Source organism: Methanosphaera sp. WGK6 (assembly GCF_001729965.1).
In the GTDB taxonomy this organism is placed as follows: Archaea; Methanobacteriota; Methanobacteria; order Methanobacteriales; family Methanobacteriaceae; genus Methanosphaera.
In genome coordinates, this window is the sequence record NZ_JRWK01000003.1 from 54,658 (window position 1) to 72,874 (window position 18,217).

General features: G+C 29.0%; 15 protein-coding genes and 1 tRNA gene. 10 read left to right on the top strand and 6 right to left on the bottom strand.

Annotated features, from left to right (window positions below):
* Positions 1-85: 85 nt before the first annotated feature.
* From NL43_RS02295 to NL43_RS02300, 3 genes are read left to right on the top strand one after another with little or no spacing between them, the layout of a single operon-like run.
* Positions 86-1,054: a 5,10-methylenetetrahydromethanopterin reductase gene (locus NL43_RS02295; RefSeq protein WP_069592433.1), complete on the top strand. Its 969-nt coding sequence runs from the start codon at positions 86-88 to the stop codon at positions 1,052-1,054.
* 25 nt (positions 1,055-1,079) lie between these two features.
* Positions 1,080-1,223, top strand: a complete 144-nt coding sequence (locus NL43_RS08410; RefSeq protein ID WP_241776201.1) for a hypothetical protein — start codon at positions 1,080-1,082, stop codon at positions 1,221-1,223.
* Positions 1,224-1,237: 14 nt separating this feature from the next.
* On the top strand, positions 1,238-2,185 hold the full coding sequence (locus NL43_RS02300; RefSeq protein ID WP_241776203.1) for an archaeosine biosynthesis radical SAM protein RaSEA: 948 nt from the start codon (positions 1,238-1,240) through the stop codon (positions 2,183-2,185).
* Between the two features lie 32 nt (positions 2,186-2,217).
* On the opposite strand, the gene hcp is transcribed toward NL43_RS02300, so the two are convergent.
* On the bottom strand, positions 2,218-3,519 hold the full coding sequence (hcp, locus tag NL43_RS02305; RefSeq protein WP_069592434.1) for a hydroxylamine reductase: 1,302 nt from the start codon (positions 3,517-3,519) through the stop codon (positions 2,218-2,220).
* Between the two features lie 129 nt (positions 3,520-3,648).
* On the opposite strand from hcp, the gene NL43_RS02310 reads away from it, so the two are divergent.
* Positions 3,649-4,401, top strand: coding sequence for a TrmB family transcriptional regulator (locus NL43_RS02310; protein WP_069592435.1), 753 nt, complete (start codon positions 3,649-3,651; stop codon positions 4,399-4,401).
* 6 nt (positions 4,402-4,407) lie between these two features.
* Here the strand turns inward: NL43_RS02310 and NL43_RS02315 are convergent, their stop codons facing one another.
* Positions 4,408-5,277: a DUF89 domain-containing protein gene (locus tag NL43_RS02315; RefSeq protein ID WP_069592436.1), complete on the bottom strand. Its 870-nt coding sequence runs from the start codon at positions 5,275-5,277 to the stop codon at positions 4,408-4,410.
* A gap of 182 nt (positions 5,278-5,459) precedes the next feature.
* On the opposite strand from NL43_RS02315, the gene purF reads away from it, so the two are divergent.
* Genes purF through cfbC form a run of 3 tightly spaced genes read left to right on the top strand, consistent with a single transcriptional unit; the run spans position 5,460 to position 8,948 of the window.
* Entirely contained in the window at positions 5,460-6,878 is a 1,419-nt protein-coding gene (purF, locus tag NL43_RS02320; RefSeq protein WP_198923180.1) for an amidophosphoribosyltransferase, read from the top strand.
* A 54-nt stretch (positions 6,879-6,932) separates the two neighbouring features.
* Complete coding sequence (locus tag NL43_RS02325; RefSeq protein ID WP_069592437.1) at positions 6,933-8,150, top strand: U32 family peptidase; 1,218 nt, start codon at positions 6,933-6,935, stop codon at positions 8,148-8,150.
* A gap of 6 nt (positions 8,151-8,156) precedes the next feature.
* On the top strand, positions 8,157-8,948 hold the full coding sequence (gene cfbC, locus NL43_RS02330; protein ID WP_069592438.1) for a Ni-sirohydrochlorin a,c-diamide reductive cyclase ATP-dependent reductase subunit: 792 nt from the start codon (positions 8,157-8,159) through the stop codon (positions 8,946-8,948).
* Here cfbC and NL43_RS02335 read toward each other — a convergent pair.
* Positions 8,941-9,390 (bottom strand): DUF123 domain-containing protein, encoded by a 450-nt coding sequence (locus NL43_RS02335; protein ID WP_069592439.1) that lies wholly within the window; start codon positions 9,388-9,390, stop codon positions 8,941-8,943. The two genes, cfbC and NL43_RS02335, sit on opposite strands and share 8 nt — an antisense overlap.
* A gap of 108 nt (positions 9,391-9,498) precedes the next feature.
* Here NL43_RS02335 and NL43_RS02340 point away from each other — a divergent pair, with 108 nt between their 5' ends.
* Together NL43_RS02340 and NL43_RS02345 are read left to right on the top strand one after the other, a co-directional pair.
* Positions 9,499-9,831 carry a hypothetical protein gene (locus NL43_RS02340; protein WP_069592440.1) on the top strand — a complete coding sequence of 111 codons (333 nt, stop codon included), beginning with the start codon at positions 9,499-9,501 and terminating at the stop codon, positions 9,829-9,831.
* Between the two features lie 14 nt (positions 9,832-9,845).
* Positions 9,846-10,256 carry a DUF371 domain-containing protein gene (locus NL43_RS02345; RefSeq protein WP_069592441.1) on the top strand — a complete coding sequence of 137 codons (411 nt, stop codon included), beginning with the start codon at positions 9,846-9,848 and terminating at the stop codon, positions 10,254-10,256.
* A 45-nt stretch (positions 10,257-10,301) separates the two neighbouring features.
* On the opposite strand, the gene NL43_RS02350 is transcribed toward NL43_RS02345, so the two are convergent.
* Both NL43_RS02350 and rfbD read right to left on the bottom strand, forming a co-directional pair.
* Positions 10,302-10,385: transfer RNA gene (locus NL43_RS02350), tRNA-Leu, on the bottom strand.
* Positions 10,386-10,532: 147 nt separating this feature from the next.
* Positions 10,533-11,393 carry a dTDP-4-dehydrorhamnose reductase gene (rfbD, locus tag NL43_RS02355; protein WP_069592442.1) on the bottom strand — a complete coding sequence of 287 codons (861 nt, stop codon included), beginning with the start codon at positions 11,391-11,393 and terminating at the stop codon, positions 10,533-10,535.
* A 184-nt stretch (positions 11,394-11,577) separates the two neighbouring features.
* Here rfbD and rfbB point away from each other — a divergent pair, with 184 nt between their 5' ends.
* Entirely contained in the window at positions 11,578-12,519 is a 942-nt protein-coding gene (rfbB, locus tag NL43_RS02360) for a dTDP-glucose 4,6-dehydratase (protein WP_198923182.1), read from the top strand.
* Between the two features lie 231 nt (positions 12,520-12,750).
* Here rfbB and NL43_RS02365 read toward each other — a convergent pair whose 3' ends face one another.
* Positions 12,751-18,201 carry a cobaltochelatase subunit CobN gene (locus NL43_RS02365; protein WP_069592444.1) on the bottom strand — a complete coding sequence of 1,817 codons (5,451 nt, stop codon included), beginning with the start codon at positions 18,199-18,201 and terminating at the stop codon, positions 12,751-12,753.
* Between the last annotated feature and the right edge of the window lie 16 nt (positions 18,202-18,217).

The following is an 18,217-nucleotide window of genomic DNA, read 5'->3' on the forward strand; positions in this document are numbered from 1 at the left end:
TTAGAATAGCTTTTTTCTTTTTTCAAAGTATATAATTAACTATTTAATTGAATTATATTATATAATAAGAACTGGGGGATTAATATTGAAATTTAGTTTGGAATTACTTCCTAATGAACCAATATCTAATATAATTGAAATAATAAAAACATCAGAAGATATTGGATTTGAAAATCTATGGATAACTGATCACTATAATAACAGGGATGTATTTGAAGTTTTAGCTATTGCAGCATATGAAACAAGTACTATTAAAATGGGTGCTGGAGTGTCAAATCCCTATGTTCGAAATCCCGTAACAATTGCTGCTGCAACATCTACTCTTGATGAAATATCTGAAGGTAGAGCATTAGTGGGAGTAGGTCCTGGTGATAAGGCAACAATGGAAACACTAAACTTATCTTGGAAAAAACCATTAAAAACAGTAAAGGAAGCTGTAAATACTGTACGAACATTATTAAATGGTGGTAAATTAGAACAAGGGGCTTGTTTAAGTGGAACTTTAAAAATTCAAGATAATATTCCAATATATATGGCAGCTCAAGGTCCTAAAATGTTAGAAGCATCAGGGGAAGTTGCTGATGGGTCATTAATTAATGCATCAAATCCAAAAGATTTTGAAATAGCAATTCCATTAATTAATAATGGTTTAAATAAATCATCCATTTCAAAAAATAAATTTAATTATGCTGCATATACAGCATGTAGTATTGATGAAGATATGAATAAGGCATATGATAATGCAAGAATAGTAGTAGCTTTTATTCTTGGTGGAGCACCTGAAGTTGTATTAAAACGTCATGATATTTCACTGGATATAGCAGCTCAAGTTAGGGATTGTTTATCAAAATATGATTTTAAACGAGCAGTTTCATTAATTACTGATGATATGGTTAATGCCTTTGCAGTCTGTGGTAATCCTGAACAAATAATGAATAAAATAGAAGTTCTTCAAGAATTAGGAGTTAATGAATTTGTAGTAGGTTCTCCAATAGGTAAAGATAGAGTAAAATCATTACGATTGTTGGAGGATATTATTAATTCTTTTAATTAAAAAATAAGTAAAAAGAGGATTAGGTATGGAAGTACAAGTTATAAATAAACAAATAAGAGAACATTCAATTGAAAATATTAAAAACAAAATGGAAAGAAAAAAAATAAAAAACCATTACAAGCTTATGCTGCAAGTTGGGCTAATGAAGATAGATTATATGATTCAGTAGGTTATACAATTTTTATAGTACTTCCTACTTCTGGATGTGAATGGGCTACTAAAAGTGGTGGATGTACTATGTGTAGTTATATAGCAGATTCACCATTATGTGAAATAGGTGATGATGAGTTAATTGAAATATTTGATAATGAATGGGATAAACAGTTAAATAAAACAGACATAACCTCACATGAAAATGTTGCAATAAAACTTTTTGTATCAGGTAGTTTTTTAAATAATAATGAAGTAGATAAAAAAGTTCAAGAACATATCTTCAATGAATTTAATAAATATGACAATATAAAAGAAGTAATTGTTGAATCAAAACCTGAATTCATTAATGAAGATTCACTTAAACGATTGGGTGCTCTAATTCCTAATAAAATATTTGAAATTGGTATTGGTCTTGAGACTTCTAATGAAGATACTCGTTTAAATAAAATTAACAAAGGTATAACAAATGCATCCTTTGAAAAAGCAGTTAACATAATAAATAATATAACTGGATATGATATCCGTGCAAAAGCATACTTACTTGTAAAACCAATATTATTATCTGAAAAAGATGCAATTAAAGAATCTATTGAATCAGCTACTTATGCAAAAGAAGTAGGTGTGAAAAGATTAGCATATTGTCCATCAACAGTACATGGTGGTACATTAATGGATTATTTATGGAAAAGAGGATCATATAATCCTCCATGGATTTGGAGTACTGTGGAAATAATAAAACAAGTTCGAAATAATGTGGATTTGCCTATGATAATGGATACTGCAGGTTTTGGAACAAGAAGAGGGCCATTTAATTGTAAAAAATGTAATGCAAAATTAAAAAGTTTAATAATTGAATCTAATTTAAAACAAGAAATTCCTAAAGAATTAGATGAGTTCGCATGTGAATGTAAAACAAAATGGGAAGCAGATCTTGAATTTTCAGAGATACTAAATACAACAACAAATCCTAAAGCTTAAACTAATTTTAATAAAAAGAGGTAGGGGAATTTTTATTCTCCTAAAATTTCTTTAATATCTTCTTCTGGTGTTGAAATTAATTTTAAATCAAAAGTTTTAACTAAAATATCGAGTATTGGTTTATCAATCCATGCAGGAAGAATAGGGCCAATATGTATATTTGTAAGACCAAGAGCTAATAAACTCCAAAGAATTGACACAGCTTTTTGTTCCATCCAACTTAATACAAATGTCACTGGTAAATCATTTAAGCCCATATCAAATACTTCAGTTAATGCCATTAAAATTTCAGCTCCTACTATAGCATCATTACATTGACCTAAATCAATTAATCTTGGAATTCCATCAATATCTCCAAGGTCTAAATCATTAAATCGGTATTTTCCACAACCTACTGCTAAAATCACTGTGTCTTCAGGTAATTGCTTTGCAAATTCAGTGTAATAGTTCATTTCTTTTTTGTAAGGAACATCGCAACCACCCATCACAAAGAATTGTTTTATTTTACCTCTAAGTACGGCTTCTTTAATTTTATCAGCAAGAGATAGGACTGTTGTTTTTCCAAATCCTGTTGTATATGTAGTTTTTTCTTCTTCTTTAAGTTCTGGTAGTGATAATGCTTGTTCTATAACTTCTGAAAAATCATAATTATCAATATGTGGTATGTTGGGTAATTGTACAATACCTGTTGTATATATACGGTCTGCATATTCATCTGCAGGTATAAGTCCACAATTAGTTGTTACAATTACAGGTATTTTATATTTGGTGAATGTTTCTTTTTGATCAAACCAGGGTCCACCAAGTTGACCTTTCAAATGTTCGTATTTTTTAAGTTCTGGATATCCATGAGCTATTAACATTTCACTATGGGTGTATATATTAATTCCCTTACCTTCAGTCTGTTTTAATAATTCTTCAAGTACTTTAAGATCATGACCTGTTACAATAATACCATGTCCTTTACTTGCACCTTTTTTGACTTCAACAGGAACAGGTTCACCGTAATTTCTAATATGTGCTTCTTTCAATCCTGCCATAGCTTTAGTATTGATGTGTCCTGCTTCAATAGCTAAGTCAATACAACTTGTTATATCAAAGTTCACATTAGTTAATGTACTGTATAATCCTTTTTCAAGAAATGCATTTATTTCTTCATCCATTACTCCAAATTCTCTCATTTGATAGGCATATGCTGAAATTCCTTTTAATTCAAAAACAAGATTATCTTGTAATCTTGCTAAAGTTTCATTTTTTCCACAAACTCCTACTACTCTACATCCTTCACCGTTAGCTGTTTGAGAACATTGATAACAAAACATGTTATTGTTCATTTTAATCACCTTATATTTTATAAATAATAATTTTATGGTGTGAATATATAATAATTTGTAACCTTCTAAGTGAAAATAGAAATGTTTTTTATACTTATTTTTAAAACTTTAATATAACTGGTGAAAGTAATGGCTGAAAAAATAAAAATATTAAAACATTTTGATTTAACAGAATATGAATCAAAAGCATATTTGGCATTGTTAAAGCTTATCTCTGCAAAAGCAGATGAAATAAGTAAAGAATCAAAAGTTCCAAGATCTAAAATTTACAGTGTGTTAGAAAACTTGGAAAAGAAAGATTTTATTAAAATTAAAATGAGTCGTCCATTAGAATATACCATAATACCTCCAAATGAATCATTAACTAACTATAAAAATAATTTATTTGATGAAATAAATGAAACAATAGAAAATATGACTTTGATCTATGAAAATAATTTACCTAATGTTAAAACACCAATTTCTGCTATTGAAGATGTGGATAAAATCATTCAAAAAGAATATAATATGATGAGACGTTCTAAAAATGTTATATTTATGAGATTGGGATTTGTAATTCCATCTGAGATTGAAAATCTTAAAAAACAAGTTATGTATTTATTAAAAAGAGGAATCACTGTAAAAATATTGGCTGCAAGGTCTTGCACAGTGAAAGATGAGGAAATTTCTATAGAAAACATATTTAAAGATATACCTGTGGATATAAAGTATATGAATCTTCCAGCAGGACAATTAATTATACGTGATTATAAGGAAATGTTACTAGTCTTTACTGAAAATAATGGTAAATCCATATCAAATAAAAATATGATTGGTTTATTAAATACATATCCTACATTGATTTCAAATTATGTATTAGCATTTAATAAACATTGGGGATGAATATGTTTAGTTAAGATTTTTCTTAATAACTACACTACTACCTAGAGGAACACCAATTTCATTTGATATAACATTACATTTAGTACTTAATAAAAAGAATACGGGTTTTTCAATAGTCATTTCAGTTAATCCTTCAAAATTACCCATACCTTTACTAATTATTAAATCAACACTATTAAGAAGATTAGTCATTTCAATAGATATGTAGTCTTCAACAATCCCTACACTAGCAGCACCAGTAGTTATTAATGTTGCATATTTATATAATTCTAGATTTTCAGCATCTTGCATCAATGCATCATTTAATATTGGTCCTTCTTTCACTGCTAGAATAATTTCAACATTATAATCTTCTTTTATTTTTTTAACTAGTAATTTATCAAATACTATTTCTCCACCATTATCCACCAAATATAGAATAGTATTAGCTTTTGTAAGTGCTGAATCTAATTTGTCTAAATCATTAATTATAAATGGCTTGTTTATTTGTTTTTTAATTAAAGTTTCCATATCAGTTGTCTGATCTAATGCTCCAAAATCAATAATATTTCCTGCAACAGCAGCTTTAACATAGTTTTCAAGTGTAGGATTTTTTTGAATCATTTCTTCAATACTGGGAATTAATTTTTCAGCAACACTATTTCCTTCTTCACGTAAAACTTTATAAGGATCATTATTTCCTGTTTTTTTCATAATAAGGTGATGTAAGTCTGTACCTAATTTGTTGGAACGTGTATTTTTTTTAAAATTTTTTTCAATAAATGTTAACACATCTAATGTAACATCCATACGTTTTTCATCATCATCCACAGCATGTTCTATTGCTTCTCTTGATTGTCTTAGCATACATGATGCACATTCATAGTTAACTTTCACTCTATCGTAACCTCTTTTAATTTATTCTAATTCTTTATTTTATTATTATATTGATTTTTACTCTTTATCTATTTTTAAATATTTTCTAGTAAAAATACCTAAAATATAAGTATTGTAAAAATGAAATCTAATAGTATAATTAACTATTAACTTTCAACTTCGATTTTTCTAATTATAATAAAATGGAGAGACATAAAGTGCAAAATGATTTGCAAGATAAATGTGGTGTTATAGGTATATACTCTTATGATGAATCTGTAGATGTAGCGTCTTGGATTTATTCTGGATTATATACTCTCCAGCATAGAGGACAAGAATCTGCTGGAATAAGTGTTTTAAAAGAAGGACGGATAAATACACATGTTGGAATGGGTTTGGTTTCTGACGTGTTTGATAATGATTTATTAGATATATTAAATGGTAATGTAGGAATAGGCCATGTACGTTATTCAACTACTGGTGATTCATCCTATGAAAATTGTTCACCTTTTGTAGAACATAAAGAAAATATTATTATTTCAATGGGACACAATGGGGATATTGTAAATTCAAGTATACTTCGTAAAGAACTTTTAGATTCAAATCATGATTTTAAATCAACCACTGATTCTGAAGTAATTTGTCACATGATTATTGATGAATATAATAAGAATCCTGATGCAGTTGAAGCAATTAAAAAAACATGTTCTAAATTAATTGGATCATATGCTTTAGTAATTCTAATTAATGGTATTTTATATGCTGTTAGAGATCCATTAGGTATGAAACCTTTGTCTTTAGGTAAAAGTGATGAATTTATAGTGGTTGCTTCTGAATCAGTAGCATTTGATTCCTTAGATATTGAGTATATTCGTTCATTAGAACCTGGGGAAATTCTTGCTATTGATGAGAATGGTAATGAATGTAGTTATTATTTAGATAGGGGAGAACATACTGCAAATTGTATGTTTGAGTACTTATATTTTGCAAGACCTGATAGTATAATTTTTGATAAAAGTGTTTATGAAGTACGTATGAATATAGGTAAAAAATTGGCTGAAGAATATCCAATTGATGCAGATGTTGTAATTGCAGTTCCTGATTCAGCAATACCTGCAACATTAGCTTATTCAAGAGCATCAGGGGTAGAATATGCTGAAGGCTTAATAAAAAATCGTTATGTTGGAAGAACATTTATCATGCCAACACAAAAAGATAGGGATCTTGCAGTAAAACTTAAAATGAATACTATTTCATCAGTACTTAAAGATAAACGTGTAATTGTATTGGATGATAGTGTTGTAAGAGGAACAACATCTAAAACCATAATTAAAATGTTACGTGATGCAGGAGCAAAAGAAGTACATTTATTAGTGGGTTGTCCTGAAATTATATCTCCATGTTATTATGGAATAGCAATGGCAACTAAAGAAGAGTTATTAGCAGTTGACAGAACAAATGAAGAAATTAGAAAAGAGATAGGTGTGGATTCTATTGGATATATAAGTATTGAAGGACTTGTTGATGCAATTGGAACTCCAAGGGAAGATTTATGTTTAGGTTGTATAACTGGTGAGTATCCAACAGTTATTCCTCCAGAACTCGAAGATAATGAAGATTAAATGCTCTTCTACTTTTTTTATTATTTATTTTTTTAATTTTAGGTATGTGATAGTATGGTTGAATTATTAGCACCTGCTAGGGATAAACGTTCAGTAAGTGCTGCAATAAATAATGATGCAGATGCAGTTTATGTAGGTATTACTGATTATAATATGCGTGCAAATGTAGCTAATATTAATATTGATGATATTAAAGACATATCTCAGCAATGTCATGATAATGATAAACAATTATATGTATGTACGAATACTATTGTCACTGATGCTCAACTAGAAAAATATAGTAAACAATTAGTTAAATTAGAACAATATGATGTAGATGCACTTATTATTTCAGATATGGGTATGATTAATGTAGCAAATAAGACATCTATTCCATTACATTTAAGTGTTCAAGCAAATATTACAAATACGGAATCTTTAAAACTTTATAAAGAATTAGGTATAACACGTGCAGTTTTATCTAGGGAATTATCATTAGATAATATAAAACAAATTAAAAAGAATTCACCCATTGAAATAGAAACATTTGTTCATGGAGCAATGTGTGTAGCAATATCAGGTAGGTGTTTTTTAAGTTCTTATTTCTATGATAGAAATGCTAATTGTGGTGAATGTTTACAACCATGTAGGCAGGAATGGGTTCTGAAATCTACAGAAGAAAAAGAAGTGATTTTAACAACACCTGAAAATAATTCAATTGAACATTCAAGGTTATTAAGTCCACGTGATTTATGTTTAATAGAACATATTCCTGATTTAATGGATGCAAAAATAGATGCATTTAAATTAGAAGGAAGAGCACGTGCTGCAGATTATGTAGCAACAGTAACGAACTGTTATAGAAGTGCAATTGATTTATACGAATCTGGAAAATGGGATGAATATAGTGATGAATTATTACCTAACTGGAAGCATGAATTAAGTTCAGTATTCAATAGGGGATTTGATACTGGATTTTACTATAGAACACCTAAAAAAACTAGCTTTGATAATAAAGCAACATATAAAAAGTTAGATATTGGACAAGTAACTAATTTTTATAAGAAAATTAATGTAGCTGAAATAAAATTATGGGCTGATTTAAAGATAGGTGATACATTAATAATTCAGGGAAATAAAACTGGAAGTATAACTGAAGAAGTTAAATCGATGCAAGTTGATGGTAAATCAGTTAAAGAAGCTTCAAATAAATATGTTGGAATAAAAATTAAGGGAATTGTTCGTGAAAATGATCATGTGTATAAAAAAGTACCAATAAATGAGGAGTGAATAGTTATGACTTTTAAAAAAATTGCTATATATGGAAAAGGGGGAATAGGAAAATCTACAACTGTATCTAATATTGCAGCAGCATATGATGGTTCAACATTTGTTATAGGTTGTGATCCTAAGGCTGATACAACAAGAACACTTGTAGGAAAACGTATCCCTACAATTTTAGATTCTATTAGAGAAAAAACAAATCCTGATTTGGATGATATTGTATATAGTGGGTATAATAATACATTATGTGTTGAATCAGGTGGTCCTGAACCTGGGGTAGGTTGTGCTGGAAGAGGTGTTATTGTTGCAATGAAATTGCTTGATAAAGTAGGTGCTTTTGATGATAATCCTGATTTAATAATTTATGATGTTTTAGGAGATGTTGTATGTGGTGGTTTTAGTGTACCATTACGTGAAGAATATGCTGATGAGGTATATATTGTAACTAGTGGTGAGTATATGTCATTATATGCAGCTAATAATATTGCGAAAGGTATTGAAAGTTTAAATGGAAAATTAGGTGGTATTATTTGTAATTGTCGTAATGTGAAGGATGAAGTAGAAATTGTTACAGAATTTGCCTCTTTAATTTCAAGTAAAGTTATTGGTATCATTCCACGTAGTGATCTTGTACAAACTAGTGAGTTTAAGGCAAGTACGGTAGTAGAAACATTTCCTGATTCTGATCAATCAAATATATATCATGATTTAATTGATACTATAATGGATAATGATAATTTTTCATCACCTACTCCTATGAATTCCGATGAATTTGAGAAGTTCTTTTATTCATATGTTAGTTAAACCATTTATATGGTTTATATTCTATTTTTTTATAAGAGTTTATACAACTTTCCAGGGCATCTTCATAAGTGTCAAAATAATATAAATGTGAATTACAATTACAGTCAGAACAGCCAAATGATTTAATATATTTTGATGTATCTTGGTTTATTTCATGGGATATTTCACATTCTATTTTTTCAGTACAGTATGTATATATCACTTGTTCTATTTTTGTAGTTTCATGAAGAAGTAAGTAATCAGCATGCCAATGTTTTTTCTTATCATTAGATAAATGACGTTTTATTCTATTAGATAATGTACCTAATGCAGAACCCACATATACATAAAATCCTTTTTCAAAATCCATATTTCCTTTAGCACCAATTTTGATTGTTGTATTTTCTTTCATATTTATTATTAAACAATAATTTCCTTTATCCGGTAAATTTTTAACATTCATATTATCATTTAATACATTATAATTATCCTATTATTATATTTTAATAAAAATATTATAGTTTTGTATATAAATAATAATATATCAATTAAAAATAAAAATATGATATTTATGAAATTAGGAAATTTAATTCAATATTTATTAGTCATTTTTTTATCATTAATAATCTACCTATTCTGTGCATTTTTTGATGTAAATACTAGTTATCCTATTATTGGTCTGGAAGTGCTGTTAATTGTATTACTTTCATTGGGTCTAGTTTATATTAGTAGATTAGGTTATGATTTAGAAATATATTCAATTTATATTGTATTAGCAGTATTATTATTAACTTTCTGGTATCATTATGCATTGATTGTTATGATTAGTCTTATATCAATGGCAATCATGGTTTGTATTAAAAAGATAACTAATAATGAATTTGATTATGAAAATATCATATAATAGGTGGTGGAATTTTGGAGTATAGTTTTATAGCTACAGGACATGAAAATGTAACCTCCCTTCATAAATCAACTTTTGAAATAACAACAGATAAATATTTAACATTAAAAGGTGATTGTATTATTGGAGTTAATTCGGATAAAACTTTAAATGATTTGCCTGATGAATTAAAAGAACTTATAATGACTGATGATACTAAAATAGAATTAATATTAGAAACAAATAATGCTTCTGATATTATAATTGGTTATGGTTCATCTAATCTAACTTTAAATCATCCCTCAGATATGGTTTGTCGTAAAAGTACATTTACATGTAGTCGTACTTTAATGATAAATTCAAATAAAGCTGCTACTGATTTAAAGAAAGAATTAATAAATGATTTAAAACAAGGTTCTAATTTAAAAGTTACTATTAGAATTTAACTTTTTTTTAAATTTTTATAGAAATAGTTTTTTTTTAAGTTTAAATGCGGGAGACGGGAATCGAACCCGCGAAGAGACTACCTCAATAGGCCCTCAACCTATCGCCTTTGACCGCTCGACCACCCCCGCATATAAAAAAATTTTTTTTATATATTTAGATGGATTTAACCAATAAAATAAATAACCTTACATAAAGGCTATTCATATCTCTTTTATTTATACTATTTATACTTTTTGGTGTAACTAGTATAAAAAGATAAAAAGAAATAAAAATATTTATTCACTATCTGCCATTCTACGCAATGACTCTGAACAAGTTTCCATAGGAATGCCTAATTCTTTTTCAACTTTACTAACATTTAATGATGAATCCATAGGTCTAGGAGCTTTTTGAACAAATTCTTCACTAGTCACTGGATTAATTAAATCTTCATTTAAATTAAATTCTTCAGCAATTTTTTTTGTAAAATCATATCTACTAATTCTATCATTACCTGCAGTGTGGAAAATACCTGTTTTATCCTGTTTTGCAATTTCAAACATAATTTCAGCAGCATTATCCGCAAAGGTAGGTGAATTAATTTGATCAGTCACAATATTTATAGGATTATTTTGTCTTAACTGATTAATAACCCATGTTGTAAAATTAGGTCGATTATGCCAACCATACAATACACTAACTCTGGCAATAGCCCAATTATTACTATATTGTTGTAATTGTATTTCACCATCATACTTAGATTTAGCATAAATTCCAAGTGGATTAACAGAATCCTCTTCTTTATAGTAACCATTTTTTCCATCAAATACAAAATCTGTGGAAACATAAATTATTTTAGCACCAATCTTTTCAGCAGCTTTAGCAAGATTACCTGTACCATTTCCATTAATAGCATATGCTTTATCTATCTCATCCTCACATAAATCCACATTAGTCATAGCAGCACAATGAATAATTACATCGGGTTCATATTTTAATATGACTTGTTCAACCTCTTGCTTATTTGTAATATCACATTTAATAGTATTTTCAGTAGGATTTACATTATGTGATGAAATAAGTTCATAATCATTATCAGCAACGGCAGATAATCTTTCACCTAAAAGACCACTACCTCCAGTTATAAAGAATTTCATATTTAATTATTAATTATTTTAAGTATAAAATTATTTTGGATAAGTATCATATTTAGGATTAAAAATTAATTTCACACGTTTTCAATAATTATTAATATTTTAAACAATAAAAATAATCATAATATAATGTTATTATTTATAAAAAATAATTCAAGAATATAATTGGGTGACTACTTTGAAAATAATGATTACAGGTGGAGCAGGATTTATAGGCTCTAATTTTGTTCACTATATAGCAAATAAATATGATGACTATGAAATCACAGTATTAGATAAATTAACATATGCTGGAGATATGGAAAACCTAAAAGGAGTAAATGTAAACTTCATAAAAGGAGACATAGCAAGTGAAGAAGAAGCATCAAAAGCAATGAAAGATGCAGATTATGTTGTAAACTTCGCAGCAGAAACACATGTTGATAAATCAATAACAAATCCTGCTTCATTTGTAAAATCGGATGTATTAGGTACACAAAACTTATTAGAACTAGTACGAAAATATGATGTAGAAAGATATATTCAAATCTCAACAGATGAAGTATATGGTAGTATAATGGAAGGTTCATTTAAAGAAACAGATAATATAGATCCATCAAGTCCATATTCAGCAAGTAAAGCAGGTGGAGATTTACTAGTAAACGCATATTACAAAACTTATGATATACCAGTAATAATAACAAGAAGTAGTAATAATTTTGGACCAAGACAATTCCCAGAAAAACTAATACCATTATTCACATTAAAAGCAATAAATAATGAACCATTACCAGTATATGGTGATGGAAAAAATGTACGTGACTGGATATACGTTGAAGATAACTGTGCAGGAGTAGATACAGTACTACATAAAGGTAAGGTTGGAGAAGTATATAATATTGGTGGAGGAAATGAGAAAAATAATCTTGAAATAACCAAATTAATACTTGAAAAACTAGGAAAACCTGAAACTCTCATACAATATGTAGAAGATCGTCTAGGTCATGATAGAAGATATTCTCTTGATGCATCAAAAACAAGGAAATTAGGATGGGAACCTAAATGGACATTTGAAGATGCAATGGAAGAAACAATAAAATGGTATAAAGAAAACGCAACAAGACTATATGATGCAGTACTAACATTATAATGCATCTTTTTTACTCTTTTTTTTTAAAATAATTTTTTCTATTTATTAAAACTAATTCTAGTAATAATTTATTTTTTCTAATAATGATTATAACACTTTTTTTAAAACAAGATAATATTTTTAATTAAATTTAATTTTTTTATAGAATTTCTTCTAAAAAAAAATAAAAAAGAAAAAAAGGGGGAATTTTTATTTATTTTTGAATTGTACTTTATGTATGATTTTCTTTGTCTACTCTTCACGAGCACTACGTCTAGTAAATCCTAAGAAGAATAACATAGCAATTAAAACAATAGCTAATATATAACCTAAAGCAATTTCAGCTTGAGAAGATGCGGATTCTCCACCACTTTTAGCAGATACTTCATAAACAGCACCAGTAGCACTTGCAGCACCACTAGATGCAGCACTTCCTCCAGCAGAACCTTCAGATGAAGAACTTGATGCTTGACCTAAAGCAGAATCACCAGAATTTGTGGAGTTACCGTTTCCATCACCGTTTCCAGATCCAGAACCTGAACCAGTTCCATTTCCCTGTCCGTTTCCAGATCCGCCGTTTCCACCATCGGAACCACCATTTCCACTAGAAGATCCACTCATTTGATTAATTGATTTTTCATTTGATGAACCTTGACCATTAGTGGTATATGCTCCAGGTCCAGAGAGTTTACCTGCATCTTTATATGCATCGAAACTTTCTTTTGAAATATCAGTTCCTGTTCCAGATCCACCAGAACCTTCATTTTCATCTCCAACATTACCATTACCAGAACCTGAACCAGTACCTGAACTTCCAGTACCTAATACAGTTCCTTTTTTGGTAGCCGAATTGTATTGTTGAGAATATCTTTCTAATCCTTTAACACCCATTGATGAACCAGTAGTTAATATCCATTCATGGAGATTAACGTTACCACAGGTGTGGTGACAACATGCAACACCGTATTTATTAGCAGCATCAACATATTTTTGGATAAGGTCTTTTAATAATTTTGTATTGGATACTTTCCAATAATTATTCATTGCCAATGTCATTGCCCATCCAGTCATTGATTGGATTGAATATGATTTATAGTTAGCATCAGCTACAAGATATTCACTATATACTAATACATAAACAGTGTTTTCAAATAATTCTTGACTAATTAATCCTGTTGAGTTTCCACTAGTAGTTCTATGAATTGCTTTTCCATTTTCATCTTCTTCATATCCTTGTGTTGTGAAAATAGATTTTATTAAATTTTCATAGTTTTGTGCTAATTGGTTCCATCCACCAACTGATGATGTCATGGTTTGTAACCATTGTGGATTAGTAATAGTAGTTCTTACTTCACGACTTACTTCTTGACTTATTGTACTTGAAATAATATTATTTCTGTTACGTATATCAAGAAGCATGGTGTTTGGAATAGCTCCATGAACATTTGCTGCGTTAAGTAATCCTCCAAACCAGTCTGTATAATCATCTGAATCAAGGTATCTCCAGGTACTATCTAAATCTTGAATTACTAAATCCACGTTAGATAATAAGTATGCAAACAATTCTTTCTGACCAGAAATAACAACTATTTGGCCATCTGAATTTATTGTCCATGCATTGGATAATCTTGATTCATATACTGTTGCTGCTTCATATGATACTCCATCGGTTGAATTTTGCCATGATGCTATGTTGTTAAGTAAATCAGATACTCCTGTACCTTCTAATTTTGCTCCATTTAAACCAAATAATCTGTATGTTGAATTAAATTCAGTATAATGTTTTTTAACATAATTATCATTTACACTTTCATTTAATGCATTAACTTTATTTGTTGCTTCATAGAGTAAACTTAGCCAGTAAGGGTTATTTGATACTATTGTAGCAAATACATCGATTCTTGGTCTTTGATAGATTGTACCATCAATTGTTAAAGTAAGTTCTTCAAGAGGTATTACTTCGGTACCATTTACTTTTCCACTTTGATCCCATGTAGGTTTTACTCCTAAAAGGTAGAGGAATTGTGCAAGACTTACTCCTTCTGTACGTAAGACTTCTGTACCCCAGATAATTTCTCCAACTAATTCAGGGTATGTATCTTCTCCAAGATTTGTCATGTATTTAATAAGCATTTGATTTACTGATTCAATAGCAGAATTCCATGCTGCTTTACTTGGCATTTTAGTAGTATCACTTGAATACATGGATCTACCTGTAGGTAATACATCTGATAATGATGGTTCTCCTGATAAACCCGAAATAACATATCCTCCACTAAGAGCATTCATTATTGATTTCCATTCACGGTTATCTCGAACACCATCAATAAATGATTTAATTTGAACAAGGTCATTATAGAAACTACTGTTTTTATCTTGATTTTGTTCAGCAGCAATTTGGGCAACATTTTCAAGACTTGTATCTTCAACTAATCTTGTCACAATGTTTTGTAATGTTGTTTCAATAGCTGTTTGATAATCTGAAAAACTAATATCTTTTATTTTTTTATAGTAATCTCCCTCGATATTATAGTATAATGTCATAATATCTTGAAGAATATTAGTTCTTGATGATGATATTGTTGTTATTCCTTGAATCATCTCAGTATCATTCCAAATATAACCTAAAGTATGTACTCCGTAGGTAATGGTATCTCCACTCATACTTTCAAGTGTTTCATGTATTGTGGATAACCATGCTTCAAATGCAGCTTCACTTGTCGTATAATTATACATTTTTTCTAAATATTCATTAAATGGAAGATTAGATTTTATTGTGTAATTATAGTATGATAACATGGATTTATTCAAACTTTGAGATAGATTTAAGATATTACTTCTACTTATTATAGTAAGATTTATATCATTTAAATCTATTCCATCCCAATATAATTCAATATTTTGACTCATTTTTAAGAAATTAGGTGATGGGAAACTACTATTTGTAGTAGTTATATTTAAAATAACTTCTTTATAGTATTGTATGTTACTACTATCACCTACTTTTTTATTTTCTTCATATTGGGTAATAGCATTTTCAAGTTGAGAATATTCTCCATATAATGTAGCAGCAGTTGTTACTGGTGTCATATGAGTTATTACTTGTGCAAAGCTTCTTTCTTTAGCAGTCATACCTTCCCCAGGGTTTGAAACAATATAAGGGTATATAATTGGTGTTTCAATTAATTGGAATGGCCAATCACTGGATTGAAGACCAAGAGTACGTCCTGGTAACCATTCTAATGTTCCGTGAGTACCCATACTTACAATTCCATCAACACTATTTCCTCTAATACCTAAATAATATTGATATAAGTATTTATAGAATGCTATATATTGTTGTGGTGGTGCAAGTGTATCACTATGATAATCAGTCACTGAATCCCAACCTCTTGCAGGTTGTATTGTTATGAATATATTTCCGAAATATATTCCTGGAATTACAAGTGAACTTTCATTATAAATCATAGATCCATTACCTAAACCATTTCCCCAACAAGCAACTAATTGTTGTTGGAGATTGGATGGTAATTCATTATACATTTTTTTAAATTCACTAGCACTGATTAATTGATGATATTTGGTTAAATCAGCTAAATTATCTTCAACATAAGATTCAAGAAGACCTTGAGCCCAATTACCTTTATTACCAATATCAATAATTTGTGTGGTTAATTCTTCAGTAGTTGGAATTTCATCCACAGACATACCAATATCATAACCTTCTTCAGCCATTTTCACTAGTAAATCATGTACACTTGTATATACATCAAGATATGATGCACCAATGTTTGCTTTACCTGGTGGATAATCGTATACGACTATTGCTATTTTTTTATCTGCATTTTTTTTCTCTTTAAGATTTGCCCATCCATTTACTAATTGAACATGTTTTTCAATACCTTCTTGAATAATAATTGTTGTACCATCATCATCAACATATGATATTGGTAGAGCACCAATTACTCCTTCAAATTGAGGTATTGTTACTTTATATGTCCATTCAGATTGAGGTCCATATTCACTTTCATAACTATACTTACTTATACCACTTAGAGCATTAAGAATAGTAATATCTGTATGTTCATAAGTTGTAATAGTAGTGTTAGTTTGCATTTCAGAATATGATGTTGACCATGAATATAATGAACTAGCAGCACTAATTCCTCGGGATAAACCATTTTTATCAGTCACTGCAATGTCTAATAATTCAGTCATTGTTGGACTTGTAGTTGCATATTGATATAGACAAAATGTTGCTCTTTTTTGTTTTTCAAATTCTTTAATTAAAGCTTCTACTTCATCATTTGTTTGATAATAACTTAAAATAGCAACAAATGGACCTTTTAAATTTACATTTTTATTGTACCATTGTTCAAATGCTCTTAAAATATCTGTTGGATTTTGATGTTCAAGAATCCATGGATTATAGTAATCAGTCATCCAGTTTAAACTTCCAGAGCCATCATTATCATAACCAGGATCACTTTCAATCCAATATTTTATTTGAGCACTTGTTGGTGTTGGTACTTTTATGTTAAATCCAGGATAATAAATACCCCATTGTGGACCACTAAGTAACGGTATATTTCCATTAGTGGTTGGATTTACATTACTTTCTCCAAGTAAGTATAATATATAATCAAATAAATTTTTCATATTGGTATTAACTATAGTTTCATTTTTTATAGCTTCTGCTTGCCAATATGATCCAACATATGTGTTTTCAACGGAGTATGGATTACCTCCAACATAACCCCAACCTAATGATTGTACTAAACTTCCATATATACCAAAAGTATAAGCAATCATTTCATTTTGGGATGCTGGTGAAGTTTTAATTCGATCAGTATCCACTCCAAATCCATTACCTAAACTATACATATCTACCAATATGAAATTTGTATAATCTAACATCCATTCATCTGATACATCATATGAACTATTTAAATTATAACTTTCAAGGAAATAGACACGATCACTTAATGCTTTCAATGCATCAACTTTATTTTTTTGTCCATCACTTGAACTTCCAGAATATGATATTATAGCAATATCTGGGATGAATACATAATCCATAGTTTGAGTACTATTTATTATATGTACGGTTTCATCACCAATAGCATAAGTACCATATTCAAATTCCATATCATAAATACCTTCAGATAATCCTCTAATAGTATAATTTCCATTAGAATCGGAACGTACAGTATTAAGAAGTTTACCTTTTGTATTGTAAACACGTATTGTTGCATTTGCTACACCAATAGCATCTTCTTCTCCTCCAACATAGGAACCTGTTGTTTTATCATAAACACAAGTTACTTTACCTTGGATGTTATATGTAGAATCAGTAGCTGCCTTTAAAGTAGCAGTCATTGTTTTTAGTATGTTTGAATTTATGTTGGTTTTTATTGTTGTATTATTTTCTTTAGTTTTTGTTGTTACACTTGACTCATTTTTTGTTGTATATGTCTTTGTTGTATCTGAAACAATGTTTTTAGTATTAGTTAAATTACTTGTTTCAGATGTGGAACTAGTCACATCATTTATAGTTTGTTGATCTATTGTGGTTATTCCTGAATCACTAACAGTATCTTCTACTGTGATAGTATCATTGTTTATGTCACTTGCAGTTACTGTTGTACATATTAAGAGAACAAAGATTATCATACATAATGAAAAGGTCTTAGTTTTCATCATATATAACTCCTTGAGC